Origin of the sequence: Clostridium sardiniense (assembly GCF_019753795.1) — a bacterium.
GTDB classification, from domain to species: domain Bacteria; phylum Bacillota; class Clostridia; order Clostridiales; family Clostridiaceae; genus Clostridium; species Clostridium sardiniense.
Genome location: NZ_JAIKTU010000001.1, coordinates 185,499 through 199,476 on the forward strand (window position 1 = coordinate 185,499; position 13,978 = coordinate 199,476).

At 28.9% G+C, this 13,978-nt stretch carries 11 protein-coding genes and 1 other annotated feature; of the genes, 7 read left to right on the top strand and 4 right to left on the bottom strand.

The window, feature by feature from the left end:
* The first annotated feature begins 195 nt into the window (after positions 1-195).
* The 4 genes from K5V21_RS00760 to K5V21_RS00775 all read left to right on the top strand — a co-directional run bounded on the left by K5V21_RS00760 (position 196) and on the right by K5V21_RS00775 (position 4,373).
* Positions 196-969: a hypothetical protein gene (locus K5V21_RS00760; protein WP_221858337.1), complete on the top strand. Its 774-nt coding sequence runs from the start codon at positions 196-198 to the stop codon at positions 967-969.
* Positions 970-982: 13 nt separating this feature from the next.
* A complete protein-coding gene (locus K5V21_RS00765; RefSeq protein ID WP_221858338.1) occupies positions 983-2,068 on the top strand; it encodes an AAA family ATPase in 1,086 nt (361 codons plus the stop codon).
* A 44-nt stretch (positions 2,069-2,112) separates the two neighbouring features.
* Entirely contained in the window at positions 2,113-3,465 is a 1,353-nt protein-coding gene (locus K5V21_RS00770) for a vWA domain-containing protein (RefSeq protein WP_221858339.1), read from the top strand.
* 230 nt (positions 3,466-3,695) lie between these two features.
* Positions 3,696-4,373, top strand: a complete 678-nt coding sequence (locus K5V21_RS00775; RefSeq protein ID WP_204593222.1) for a hypothetical protein — start codon at positions 3,696-3,698, stop codon at positions 4,371-4,373.
* Positions 4,374-4,700: 327 nt separating this feature from the next.
* On the opposite strand, the gene K5V21_RS00780 is transcribed toward K5V21_RS00775, so the two are convergent.
* The gene (locus K5V21_RS00780; RefSeq protein WP_204593223.1) at positions 4,701-5,030 is read right to left on the bottom strand and encodes a HesB-like protein; all 330 of its coding nucleotides are present in this window, start codon (positions 5,028-5,030) and stop codon (positions 4,701-4,703) included.
* A gap of 187 nt (positions 5,031-5,217) precedes the next feature.
* On the opposite strand from K5V21_RS00780, the gene K5V21_RS00785 reads away from it, so the two are divergent.
* Together K5V21_RS00785 and adhE are read left to right on the top strand one after the other, a co-directional pair.
* Positions 5,218-5,961: a hypothetical protein gene (locus tag K5V21_RS00785; RefSeq protein WP_221858340.1), complete on the top strand. Its 744-nt coding sequence runs from the start codon at positions 5,218-5,220 to the stop codon at positions 5,959-5,961.
* Between the two features lie 163 nt (positions 5,962-6,124).
* Positions 6,125-8,803, top strand: coding sequence for a bifunctional acetaldehyde-CoA/alcohol dehydrogenase (gene adhE / locus K5V21_RS00790; RefSeq protein WP_221858341.1), 2,679 nt, complete (start codon positions 6,125-6,127; stop codon positions 8,801-8,803).
* A gap of 235 nt (positions 8,804-9,038) precedes the next feature.
* On the opposite strand, the gene K5V21_RS00795 is transcribed toward adhE, so the two are convergent.
* The 3 genes from K5V21_RS00795 to leuS form a co-directional block, all read right to left on the bottom strand.
* Positions 9,039-9,281 carry a hypothetical protein gene (locus K5V21_RS00795; RefSeq protein ID WP_221858342.1) on the bottom strand — a complete coding sequence of 81 codons (243 nt, stop codon included), beginning with the start codon at positions 9,279-9,281 and terminating at the stop codon, positions 9,039-9,041.
* Positions 9,282-9,387: 106 nt separating this feature from the next.
* Complete coding sequence (locus tag K5V21_RS00800; protein WP_221858343.1) at positions 9,388-9,912, bottom strand: DUF5808 domain-containing protein; 525 nt, start codon at positions 9,910-9,912, stop codon at positions 9,388-9,390.
* A gap of 379 nt (positions 9,913-10,291) precedes the next feature.
* Positions 10,292-12,739, bottom strand: coding sequence for a leucine--tRNA ligase (gene leuS, locus K5V21_RS00805; RefSeq protein ID WP_221858344.1), 2,448 nt, complete (start codon positions 12,737-12,739; stop codon positions 10,292-10,294).
* 320 nt (positions 12,740-13,059) lie between these two features.
* Positions 13,060-13,277, bottom strand: a binding site (T-box leader).
* Positions 13,278-13,577: 300 nt separating this feature from the next.
* On the opposite strand from leuS, the gene K5V21_RS00810 reads away from it, so the two are divergent.
* A complete protein-coding gene (locus tag K5V21_RS00810) occupies positions 13,578-13,847 on the top strand; it encodes a hypothetical protein (RefSeq protein WP_221858345.1) in 270 nt (89 codons plus the stop codon).
* Positions 13,848-13,978 lie beyond the last annotated feature (131 nt).

Below are 13,978 nucleotides of genomic sequence, written 5' to 3' on the forward strand. Positions count from 1 at the left end.
TTGAGCAAAATAGTAAGAAATGATATAATTATAAAATAATAATTATTAATAGATATTTAATATTAAATATTTATTAATTGACGATAAATTTTAGTTTGTTAAATAAATAATAAATTTAAGGTAATAAAGCAGATAATAAATAAGAAAATATTATAGTGTGTAAGTAAAAAAAACATTGTGTTATGAGGTGTTACAATGGATGAAAAAAGTATAATTAAAATGATAGAACAAAATCCAATGAAGATTGGAGAGATAGAAAATCAAACTGAAGATATGAAAATAGCAGCTCTTAAGGGAAGCGGAATGACTATAAAATTTATGAAGAATCCAAGCATTGAGCTTCAAAAGCTAGCAATAAGGAATGATCCGTTATCAATAGAGTATATAGATAATTTAGATGAAGAAATTGCAATACTTGCAGTTAGAACATTATGGAATTCATTAAAATATATAAAATATCCAAGTGAAAGAGTTATAAAAGAAGCTATAAATACAAAGGGATGGGCAATTCAATATGTAAAGAATCCTAGTGAAGAACTGCAACTTTTAGCAGTATCAAAAGACTATGATGCAATAAAATATATAGAAAATCCAAGTGAAGAAGTACAAGAAACTGCAGTTAAAAATTATTGGGGAGCTATAAGATTTATAAAGAATCCAACACTTAAAGTTCAAAGACTTTCTATAATGGAAGATGATGAGGCTATAAATTATATTCAAGGTTATTCTTACGATGAGATGAAGCTATTTATAAAAGATAATATAAATGTAGTCAAATATCTTTATGAGAGTATAGATCCAGAGCTTGTAGTGGATGTATTAATTGAAAAATTACGTGATAAAGAAATGACTAAAGAGTATATGAGGAACTTTTTAGATCTAGAGATTTTAGATATGGATAAAGTATTTTTTATTAAAGAATATGGAGATAAAGAAACAAAGAAGCTTTTAGTAGATTGCAAGCTTTAGGGGAGGATTATAAATGAGATATTCAGAAGTTTTAAGTGCAGCAGAATTAGTTATGGAAGGAAATGACGTTCCTTTAATTATAGGAGAAAGTGGAATAGGTAAAACAGCTTTAGCACGTGAAATTGCTAAGAAAAATAATTATACCCTTATTACAATTGATGCAAATCTATTAAAAGAGGGAGAAATAGGAGGTCTTCCAACGGTTGAGTGTGGAAGAACCAAATATGCAACTCATAACAAGTTAGTGCAAGTATGTGAGTGCACTAATCTTGAGAGAACAGTATTGCTTTTCATTGATGAATTAAATAGATGTGAACATGCAGTACAGCAAGAACTTATGAATCTAATTTTAAATAGAGAAATAAATGGATTTGTTCTTCATGATAATGTTAAGATACTTGCTGCTATGAACCCATCAAATAAATATGAAAATTATAGAGATAGTGAATATGCAGTAGTTGATATGGATCCAGCTCAAGAAGATAGATTTGTTTGGCTTGAAATGGATGTTGATGTTAAAGAGTGGATTAAATGGGGCATGAGCAAGAGTGGGAATATAGATGAGGATATAATTGAATTTATATCAACATTCCCAGAATACCTTCACACTCCACACTCAAATGATAGTATAAAAGCAACACCAAGAAGCTATGAAAGAGTTTCTAAAGCTTATAAGATATATAAGAAGAATAAAGAAAGATATTCTTTTGATGTATTTTTAAGTACTGTTAAAGGTAATTTAGGAGTAAGTATATCAACAGATTTTGCAAGCTTTATAAAAAGTAAGAAGAAACCGATGGTTAAAGCTGAAGAAGTATTTAGCTATGATATACTCCCAAGTCATATAAAAGAAAGACTTGAAAGTGAGAATAATTCAAGACTTTATATTTTAGCAAAGACATGTTTATTCTACCTTGATGGATTAGATGAATTTAATAATGAACTTTCAATCTTTGGAGAAATATTAAACTATTATCCAAGAGATTTAAGGCTTGGAATTATGAAGGAAATTAAGAGTGAAGGAAGCAGAAAGGTATATGAAGGACTTCTAGATGAAGATGAATTCTTAGAGGCGTTCTTTGCTATATATGAATATTAGATATAAGTATGGTATAAATAAATCCATAGATTAGGAGGAATGGTATGGCGGTAGCATTTGAAGATAAGAGGAGTTTATTATTAAAAGAAGCTCTAAATTTTCAGGATATAAATGATATCTCAGCTAAGTTTAAGAGAGAATTTTTAAACTTAGTTGAAGGAATAATAATAGATCAAATAGAAATTGAGGAAGGTTTCTTTGGAAACTTTATGCTTAAAGTAGATAGGGAAATAAAGCTTGATATATCATGGCCACTTGCAACCATTCCAACTATTGATGGATTTAAGATGTATTTTAATCCAATATTATTTCTTAATAGTTCAAAGAGAGAAATGGGAGCTCTTTTTAAGCATGAAATATATCATATAATGTTTAATCATTATGAGAGAGAAAGGGAGCTTAAAAACTCTTATAGTAAAGAAGCTGTAAGTGTTGCTATGGATATTTCAATAAATCAATTTATAAAACACCTTCCAATGGAGTGCAAGAGAATTGATTCTGTCAAGATGGAATACAATATAAATTTAAAAGATGAAATGACCGTTGAATACTATGCAAAAGAAATAGATGAGGCAATAAAAAAGCGAGAAGAAAAAAATAAGAATAAAAAGAAAAAGAATGAGAGCGACAAAATAAAAAGAGAATACGATACTGAATCAGCTCATGATGTATGGGAAAACCTTGAGATGGATAAAGATAGAGTAAAAGAGCTTACTAAAAAAACTGCAATTAGCTCTATAAAGGGGGATACTCCTAAAAATATATTAGATATAGTTGCAAAGTATAAAGAAAAGGAAGAAATAAACTGGCAAGAGTTTCTTAAAAGAATTCTTCCGACTGTAAAGAGTGGATATAAGAAGACCATAGTTAGAAGAGATAGGAGACAGCCAGATAGAGTAGAACTTAGAGGTACTTTAAGAGATACCATTCCAGAGTTAATTGTAGCAATTGATATTAGTGCCAGTATGAGCGAAGATGATGTACGCAAGATTATGGTTGAAGTACTTGCTATAACTAGGAGTAGAGTAGATAAGATAAAAGTTATTGAATGCGATGATATGATAAGACGAGTTTATGATATTAGAACACCTAGAGATATAAAGGAGAGAAGTAGTAAAAATGGAGCCACTAAATTCTCGCCAGTATTTGAATATATAAAAGATAATAGGCTTTCAGATAGAGTTTTAATTTATTTTACAGATGGTGTAGGTGAAGAGGAGCTTACAGTAAAGCCGACTTTAAAGAATGTTATATGGGTATTAACTGGAGAAGGTAAACTTTCTTTAAAAGAAAAATTTGGAGTTATAAAGAATATAAAGGTTAAAAAGAAAGTTGGCGAAGGTGGCTCAGCAGCTATTGAAATGATGAGGGAAGTTGGGCATGAATGGCATAGATAAAATATATACTCAATTAAAAGAAGGTATATAAAATAGTTTCAATTATCAGTGTAGAGGATACTATATCGTAATAATTCAGTTATTGGAAAATTTTTAGGTGAAAAGTTAACTTGAATTCACAAAATATAAATAAAAGCTTTCTAAAATTAATAATTAATCAAAAAATACTCTATTTGTAGTATAATTGTAACCTTTATGTTAAAATTGTTAATGTGAGGGGGAGAGTAAGTATGCAGAAAGGGAAAAAATATAAGAATCATTCAATCATACTCATAGTAATTTTGTTAATAAGTTTTTTAATAAACATTTTTGTTTATATTGATAATATAGAATACAAACATAGAGTTGGGATTAATTCATATAAAAATATAGAGAGTATTAAAGTCAAAAATGATAAAACTCTTGAGATAGTAAATAAGGCTATAGAAGTAAATAAAATTAGTAATGAGGAACTATTAACACTGTATACAAACTACAGTGATATTTCAGATTGTGTAATAGAACTATGGGATGATTATAAATTTTATAGTGAAAATGATAGCAATAGTTTATTTAAAAAGAATATTGATACTAGTTCAATAATAGAGAATGAAGTGTATTCTAGAATTGAGAGCTATTTGAGCAATACATTGATAAATATAATGAATACTGAAAAAAATGAGCTTCTTCTTAAAGAAAAAGACCTAAGAGATTTTATTGTTATGAAAGATTTATCTACTAAAATGAATGATATATTTTTAGAATTTAATGAAACAACCTTAAAAGGTATAGATGGTAAAGAGAAAGAAAAGGTAGTTGTTAAAAAGAAATATTGGATAGATGTTTTAAATAAGATCAATAGAACAAGTAGTGAATATATAGATTATGATTTTACAAGAGATGTTAGTGTATCTAAAGTAATTTATTAATATTAATAAGAGCTTTATAATAGTTTAAACTATTATAAAGCTCTTATTTTTTAGTAATTAAAATCTATATAATTAGTAATATTCAACTTCAGCATTGGAAAAGAAATAATATTTTAAGAAATAAAATAAGGATATATATATAATAATAAAGAAGATTTAATAATTAAAAATCAAAATAATATTTCTGAGATAGCTTAGATTAAATAATATGCAATAATGATATTAAATAGCATAAATTAGATAATGTGACATATTAAATATATAAAAAAAGCGCAGTATACAGTAAACTACGCTTTTTTTAAATTAAAATAATTTAATTACTTATAATTAGTGACATCCGCCGCCACATGAACCGCATCCACCTTCTGGAGCGATAACTGGTTTTAAGCTTAAGCCGTTTCCGTTATTTTCTTCAGCTGAAAGTAAGATAAATCCACCGAATTCTTCGATTAATCTTTTTTCTATAACGAAGTTTATGTCATTAACTACTTCTACTACGTCGTCATCAGTTGCTTCATCAACAGTTATGTTAAATACTGGACCGCTACAAGCCATTCCACCTAAGTTAATTCTTATATTATAATTTTCAACTTTGTTTTCGTCTAAAAATTCTTTAAATTCTTTGTAAGCATCTTCGCTTATTGTCATATTTTTCATTTTTTTCACCTGTCCTTATTTTAAAATTAAAAATAGTCTTAATGATATTATAACACAATTTAATTCAAAGTAAACCAGTCAGAATTAAAAATATTTGTGTACAATAAAAAAAATAAAGGTATACTAGATTTTAGAGCGAATTTATTATAAGTAAGATACTATATAAATGTAGAAAGGATGGTTTTTAGTGAAACCATATGACAGAAATTTTGTATTAGAAAAAATAAAAGAATATAATGAAAAGATTCATGAAGGAAGAGTAAATAATCATGAAATAATAAGGACAAATGGAATAAAAGGAAATATCCATGGATACCTTTATGAACATGATGATGAAATAGATATAGATATTTTAGAACTTGTAGGAAATGATAAATTTTGGATGAAGCTTAGTCCTAGAGAAATAGAGAGCTCATATGGAATTATAAAGCAAGCACATGGAAGAGTTGGAATCGTTGGACTTGGACTTGGCTACGTGGTACAAGAAATAGCTAAAAGTGATAAAGTTTCTGAAGTAGTTGTTTATGAATTTGAAAAAGATATAATAGAGCTTTATAAAAAGAATTTTGGTGAAAATGAAAAGATAAAAATAATTAATAAAGATGCTTATAAAGTTAAGGGCGAAAAATTTGATTATTTTTATGTTGATATATATGAGTACAAATTAACAGAACAAGTAGTTAGTGATTATAAACACTTCAATGAGGCTCTTGATATTGAAGATTATGTGTTTTGGGGTGTTGAACATTTCCTATTAAGTTGTAGATATGAAGATATAGTATGGGTATATATTCCTGAAATATGGATGGAACTTAGTAAGCATATATTTGCAGCACTTCAACAGTCAGGATATTTAGAGTGGTATAAGCAATTAGATAGTAAACTTGTTAAAAAGGTTCTTGAAGAGTTTAAAGAAATCCTAAATGATTAATGATATTTTAAAGGTTCATAAAAGGAAGTAAATATAATAAAAAGTAAAATGAATAAATCATCATAATAATTCTAAAACTACTAAAGTACGTAATGGCTTATATTTTGGTATAGAAAATACCTTTAAGAATATTTAGTTTTAAAATACTTAGGAGGAATTTATTATGAAGGTTACTAATTCAGAAGAACTATCTAAAAAGATGGAAGAGATTAGATTAGCTCAAAAGGAATATGCAACATATACCCAAGAGCAGGTAGATGACATATTTAGAGCTGCTGCAATGGCGGCTAACAATGCAAGAATAAAGCTTGCAAAAGTAGCTGTTCTAGAAAGTGGAATGGGTATAGTTGAAGATAAAGTTATTAAGAATCATTTTGCAGCTGAATATATTTATAATCAATATAAAGATATGAAAACTTGTGGAATAATAGATAAAGATAATACTTTTGGGGTTACAAAAGTTGCAGAGCCAATAGGGGTCGTTGCTGCAATTGTACCAACTACAAACCCTACATCAACAGCTATATTTAAAGCTTTGATATCCCTTAAAACAAGAAATGCCATAATAATATCACCTCATCCAAGAGCTAAGAATGCAACAATTGAGGCTGCTAAGATAATATTAGATGCAGCAGTTAAAGCAGGGGCACCTTCTAATATTATTGGATGGATTGATGAACCATCAGTTGAACTTTCTCAAAAGGTTATGCATGAAGCTGATATAATCCTTGCAACTGGAGGACCTGCAATGGTTAAGGCTGCTTATTCATCAGGTAAGCCGGCTATTGGAGTTGGAGCAGGAAATACTCCAGCAATCATTGATGAGACAGCACATATTAAGATGGCTGTTAATTCAATTTTATTATCCAAAACTTTTGATAATGGAGTGATATGTGCATCTGAGCAAAGCATTATTGCTATTGATGATGTATATGATGAAGTTCGTGCAGAACTTATGAATAGAGGAGCATATCTTTTAAATGATAGAGAATGTGAAAAGGTAAGAAAGATTATATTAAATGAAAAAGGAGGACTTAACTCTGCAATAGTTGGTCAATCTGCATATAATATTGCGAAGATGGCTGGAGTTAAAGTACCTCAAGATGCTAAGGTTTTAGTTGGAGAAGTTGAATCAGTAGAACTTGAAGAGCCATTCTCTCATGAAAAATTATCACCTATATTAGGAATGTATAGAGCGCATAACTTTGATGATGCACTAAAGAAAGCTTCAAGACTTATAGAACTTGGAGGTTTTGGTCATACATCAGTTCTTTATACAGATCAAATAAAATCAAAAGATAGAATGGATAAGTTTGGTACGACTATGAAGACTGCAAGAACTTTAGTAAATATGCCTTCTTCTCAAGGAGCAATTGGAGATATATTTAACTTTAAGTTAGCACCATCTCTTACTCTTGGTTGTGGATCATGGGGAGGAAACTCAGTTTCTGAAAATGTTGGTCCTAAGCACTTATTAAATATTAAAAGTGTAGCTGAGAGGAGAGAAAATATGCTATGGTTTAGAGTTCCTGAGAAAACTTACTTTAAATATGGTTGTCTACCTATAGCACTTAAAGAGCTATGTGATATGGGAAAGAAAAAAGCATTTATAGTAACTGATAAGGTATTATTTGAGCTTGGATATACTGATAAGGTTGTGGAAGTTTTAGAAGATTGCGGTATTGAATTTAAGATGTTTACAGATGTGGAGCCAGATCCAACTCTTGCAGCAGCTAAGATGGGTGCAGAACAAATGCTTTCATTTAATCCAGATGTAATAATTGCAGTTGGTGGTGGATCACCAATGGATGCAGCTAAGATTATGTGGGTAATGTATGAACATCCAGATGTTAAATTTGATGAGCTTGCAATGAGATTTATGGATATAAGAAAGAGAGTATTTAAGTTCCCAGAGCTAGGCAATAAGGCAATGATGGTATCAATACCAACATCAGCAGGAACAGGATCAGAAGTAACTCCTTTTGCAGTTATAACTGACGAAAAGACAGGAGTTAAATATCCATTAGCAGATTATGAATTAACACCTAATATGGCTATAATTGATACTGCACTTATGATGAGTATGCCAAAAGGATTAACAGCGGCTTCAGGCGTAGATGTATTAGTGCATGCACTAGAAGCTTATGTATCAGTTCTTGCATCTGAATTTACAAATGGATTAGCACTTGAATCTATTAGATTAGTATTTAAGTATTTACCAATCTCTTATATAAATGGAGCAGAGAATGTTAAAGCGAGAGAAAAGATGGCTCATGCTGCATCCATGGCAGGTATGGCATTTGCGAATGCATTCTTAGGTATTTGTCACTCAATGGCACATAAATTAGGAGCATTCCACCATATACCACATGGTATGGCAAATGCACTTTTAATTAAGGAAGTTATTAAGTTCAATGCAAGTGATGCTCCAAGAAAGCAAGCAGCATTCCCACAATATAAATATCCAAATGCTAAGTGGAGATATGCAAGAGTTGCTGGATACTTAGGACTTCCAGGAGAAAATGATGATGAAAAAGTGGAAAGCTTACTTAAAGCTATAGATGAATTAAATGAAACTGTTGGAATGCCAAAATCAATTAAAGAAGCTGGAGTTTCAGAGGATAAATTCTATGCAACTTTAGATGAAATGGTAGAGCAGGCATTTGATGATCAATGTACTGGAGCAAATCCAAGATATCCATTAATGAGTGAAATAAAACAAATGTACATAAATGCATATAATGGATATAAGAATTATGATGCTGTTAAAGAGGCTGGCAGAAGTGTAGATGAAGAATATTCTGAAGACTATGGCTATGCAGGTGAAGGAACGGAAGAATAAAATTATATAAATTTAGGATTATAGATTTAAAGTTTTAGCACTTTAAAATTTGAAATAACAAAAAGGAAGGTATATAAAGTACCTTCTTTTTTATTTTAAAGAAAATAATCTGCTTTTACTGGGGAATTATGATTAGTTATATATTTATTTTATATAAAAGTATAAAAAGTTGACGTACTATAAAATAAAAAATATAGTACGTCAAATTTATAAAATACTAAATTAAGCATTGTTTTTATAGCTTATGACTTTTCTTATAATCAGGGTTTTTCCTAACTTTTTTATTAAAGTTAAGAACTAATGCAGTAGAAAAGATAAGAATTACTATAAAAGCAATAAAATACATTAAAGAAAATGATTTATAGATAGAACCTTCATTAAAGATACTACTTGCAAAGGTGCAAGTTGGAGCTTTAATGGCTAAAAGTGAAGTTAGTGATACAGCTGCTAAACTAAATTTTTCTTTAAATCTATTCAATTAAATGACCTCCTTTAAATAAAGAGTTTCATATATTCAATATATTAATATTAAAGAAAAATGTAATTTATGTTTCATAGTAAATATATAATTTTTTATGGAAAGCTTAAATAAACAATATTAAAAATATAGGAATTAGCGGAACTATTATTATCATCCAAGTTGTCTTCTTTGCCCAATTTAACACAAGACCATTTCCAGATCTTTTAGGAATAAATATTGAAGGATCTTCTGGATTATAATAAAATACTCCAAGTTTCCAAAGTGTAGAGTTACTTTGAATAATGGTATTATTATTAAGTTGACTAGCGTTAAAAAGCATCATCACTCTATGATTTATTATTAAGTAATTTACACATATATTAAATACAATAAGTATAGTAAAAAGTATAAAAAGATTAGCATTAGGATATTTTGAAAATGTTATAAATGATAAAGTTAAAAGAAATATAGAGCTTATAATATAATGTTTAAAATAAAGTTTAGTAAAGTTAATTTCAGAATCGAAGGATTCATCTACCTTTACTCCAAAGATTGTATCATCACTACTCATAAAGGGTAAGATACATCCAATTGAAAATAAAATCAACAAATTAAAGTAAAGAAAAATTGTAGAAATATTAATAATCATATTTTGTATCCCTCCTTAATGTATGGAAATTAGTATATGTAAATTCGTATTATTTTATACTTTAATATTATCATTAACACATGAAAAAAATGGAAAGAAATCATAAAGAAACTATTAAGTAATTAGAAATAATATTAATGTATATAAAACAGTAATTTATACTTCTAATTTGAGAATTGACAATTAACAATATATGCTGTCGAGATTTAATTTATTAGTATACTTTATAAATTAATAATATTACTTTTATACTTTAATTATGGTTATTTTAAGCATGAATTTAAGGATTTATAAAATAATAATTAGGAAATATAAAAGGAACTTTGCAAAACCTTGCAAAGTTCCTTTATATATTTATAAACTAATTAATAATGTAATATTATTTTACAACTATATTAACAAGTCTTCCTTTGATAACAATAACCTTAACGATATTCTTACCTTCAGTATTCTTAACTATATTTTCATCAGCTAAAGCAGCAGCTTTTATACCTTCTTCATCAAGATCAGAAGCTACGTTTATCTTAGATTTGATTTTACCATTAACTTGGATAGCTATTTCAACTTCATCTTTAACTAAAGCCTTAGAATCAAACATTGGCCATGATTCATTAAATACTGAAGTAGTATTTCCAAATAGGCTCCATTGTTCTTCTGCAAAGTGTGGTGCAAATGGTGCAAGGATTTTTATAAAGCTTTCGCAAACTTCTTTTAAGAATGAAGCATTTACAACTTCTTCTTTGTTATACTTTGATAGTGCATTTACAAATTCCATCATTCTTGCTATTGCAGTATTAAATTGCATCTTTTCGCCATCTTCAGTAACACCCTTAATTGCAGTGTTAAGCCAGAAGTTAAGTTCCTTTTCAGCCTTATCTATAGTAGTCTTTGAATTTCCTGAATTAATAGCTTCTCTTGCAGTTTCAAGATTTCTTTCAATTCTATCTACGAATCTACCAACAGATTTAATTCCATCATCACTCCAAGTTCCACCTTCAGTGTAAGCAAATCCAAACATTAAGTACATTCTAAATACGTCAGCACCATATTCTTTAATGTAGTCATCTGGTGATATAGTATTTCCCTTTGATTTACTCATTTTAAGTCCATCTGGTCCTAAGATTAATCCTTGGTGAACTAATGAAGTAAATGGTTCATCAAAGTTTAGGTATCCCATATCTCTAAGAGCTTTAGTTATGAATCTTGCATATAAAAGGTGCATACAAGCATGCTCAGGTCCACCAACATACATATCAACTGGAAGCATCTTATCTATAAGTTTCTTATTAAATGGAGCTTCAGTATTTTTGTTATCTGGATATCTTAAGTAGTACCATGATGAACAAACAAATGTATCTAAAGTATCAACTTCTCTCTTAGCTTTTCCGTTGCAGCATGGGCAAGTTGTGTTAACGAACTCTTCGCACTTAGCTAGTGGTGACTTACCATCTGGTGTAAATTCAACATCATATGGTAATTTAACTGGAAGATCTTTTTCAGGTACTGGTACAGTTCCACATTTTTCACAATATATCATTGGAATTGGAGCTCCCCAGTATCTTTGTCTTGATACAAGCCAGTCTCTTAATCTATAGTTAACCTTTTGGCTACCTTCATTAGTTTCTGCTAATTTTTCAACGATTTTAATTTTAGCTTCTTTTGTAGTTAATCCATCAAATTCTCCAGAATTAACTAATACTCCATGTTCGCAGTATGGAAGTTCAGTTTCTGATCCATCTTTAGCAGCTATAACTCTGTTTATTGGAAGATTGAACTTTGTAGCAAAAGCAAAGTCTCTTTCATCATGAGCAGGAACTGCCATTACAGCACCAGTTCCATAGCTAGCAAGAACATAGTCTCCAACCCAGATAGGAACTTCTTTTCCGTTTATAGGGTTTATAGCATAAGCACCAGTAAATACTCCTGTCTTTTCTTTAGAAATTGATTGTCTTTCTATTTCTGATTGCTTAGCAGTTTCTTCTTTATAAGCTTCAACTGCATCTTTATTTTCTGGAGTTACTATTTTATCAACTAATTTATTTTCAGGAGCTAAAACAACATATGAAACTCCACATAAAGTATCAACTCTTGTTGTGAATACATCAAATGTTAAATCATGATCTTTAATCTTGAATGTAACCTCAGCACCAGTTGACTTACCAATCCAGTGTTTTTGCATTGATACAGTTTTTTCTGGCCAGTTAAGTCCATCTAACTTTTCAAGTAATTCATCAGCGTAATCAGTGATTTTTAAGAACCATTGAGTTAAGTCTTTCTTAGTTACTTCTGTATCACATCTTTCACATAATCCATCAACAACTTGCTCATTAGCTAAAACAGTGTTACATGATGGACACCAGTTAACAGGAGCTTGCTTTCTGTAAGCTAATCCTTTTTTGTATAATTCTAAGAATAACCATTGAGTCCATTTATAGTAATCAGGTCTACATGTTACAACTTCATTTTCCCAGTTAAACATAGCACCCATTGCTTTAAGTTGAGCTTCCATAGTTACAATATTTTTATCAGTTGAATCTTGTGGGTGGATACCAGTCTTTATAGCAAAGTTTTCAGCAGGTAATCCAAAAGCATCAAATCCCATTGGTTGGAATACATTATATCCATTCATTCTCTTAAATCTAGCCCAAGTATCTACTGGTCCGTAGTTGAACCAGTGACCAGCATGTAGCTGACTTCCTGATGGATAAGAGAACATTTCTAATACATAAAGTTTTTTATCTAAGTTTGTAGGATCGAATTTATATAATTCTTCTTTTTCCCATTTGTCTTGCCATTTCTTATCAATAGCAGTTCCATAGTTTCCCATAGTTTGTGCCTCCTTAATATTTCAAAAATAATAATCTAAAGTAGAATTATTATTTAATATAAATTACATTTGTAAAATTACAATTTAATTATGTAGATGAGTGAAAGTATATATTATAATCTTTTAACTTACCTTTAATTCATTAAGATACTTTATAAATAATCCATTAGGATTCTTTATAAAGTTTTAGGGTTTTGGGTAAGGTGAAAATAGTACTTATTTATATAAGAATAAGACTGTAAATATAGAATAAAAATAGTATTAATCTATATAAGTTAAGTATATTTTGAGAATAAAAAAAACCTCTCATCTCTTAAAATATAAGAGACGAAAGGATACTTCCGCGTTACCACTCTTGTTAGAAAATTTTATAATATAATAAAACTTCCTCACTCAATAATTTAACGGTTAAACCGTACTTGACTTATCATCAAGTAAGCTCATAGACAAGTTCCTATATTTGCAATGCTGTTTTGCACCAAACAACAGCTCTCTAAAATTACAAGGTTATAGTACTACTTCTAATCATAGCAATGAAATATATAATTGTAATCATTTCTTATAATTATATATTAATGGACAACTTTAAGTCAATAGTGATAGATAAGTTAAGTTTTCTTTATACTTAATGCATTATCGATAGAAAGAAATAATTATAAAAACTTTTTATTCATGAGAATTTTATACATTCAATTACTTTAGGGAAGAGTTTCAAAAAGGAAATTAATATATACATAAATAGGAAAAAATGCTTATATTTCTCTCTCATTTGTGTATAATTAAATATATAGATTAACGAATAGTAGTAAGGTATTATATCATAAAAAGGAGGAGTTATATGTCAGTAAAAGATTATTTGAAAATTTTTTCTAAGGATGCATTTGTAGTGTGTTACATTGTTAAATTTAAGAATGAAGGTATTGATATTAATGGTTATGAAGAATTAAAAAAGGGTATACAATGGTCAAAACATGGTCAAAACAGTTATTATGCATATTGTGAATTAACCAAGGAAAAATTAATTGATCTGATATGTAAAGAAATTGGAATAGAATCAAATGATATTATAGTAATAAATCCATCGGAACTTTCAGGTATAAGGTTTTAGTAATTTAAACTATAGTAATTATTACTTTTCTGATTTTAGTTTTAATGCATATAAGACAATCGAATAATATTAAAATATTACGAGATTAAAGGGTGTTCATAGGACATCCTTTAATTTAGCCGTAATTACAT

Bases quoted from the DNA above. Each gene is read 5' to 3' on its own strand.
- K5V21_RS00760 (WP_221858337.1), top strand. From the start codon at position 196: ATGGATGAAAAAAGTATAATTAAAATGATAGAACAAAATCCAATGAAG.
- K5V21_RS00765 (WP_221858338.1), top strand. From the start codon at position 983: ATGAGATATTCAGAAGTTTTAAGTGCAGCAGAATTAGTTATGGAAGGA.
- K5V21_RS00770 (WP_221858339.1), top strand. From the start codon at position 2,113: ATGGCGGTAGCATTTGAAGATAAGAGGAGTTTATTATTAAAAGAAGCT.
- K5V21_RS00775 (WP_204593222.1), top strand. From the start codon at position 3,696: ATGCAGAAAGGGAAAAAATATAAGAATCATTCAATCATACTCATAGTA.
- K5V21_RS00780 (WP_204593223.1), bottom strand. From the start codon at position 5,030: ATGAAAAATATGACAATAAGCGAAGATGCTTACAAAGAATTTAAAGAA.
- adhE (WP_221858341.1), top strand. From the start codon at position 6,125: ATGAAGGTTACTAATTCAGAAGAACTATCTAAAAAGATGGAAGAGATT.
- K5V21_RS00800 (WP_221858343.1), bottom strand. From the start codon at position 9,912: ATGATTATTAATATTTCTACAATTTTTCTTTACTTTAATTTGTTGATT.
- leuS (WP_221858344.1), bottom strand. From the start codon at position 12,739: ATGGGAAACTATGGAACTGCTATTGATAAGAAATGGCAAGACAAATGG.
- K5V21_RS00810 (WP_221858345.1), top strand. From the start codon at position 13,578: ATGTCAGTAAAAGATTATTTGAAAATTTTTTCTAAGGATGCATTTGTA.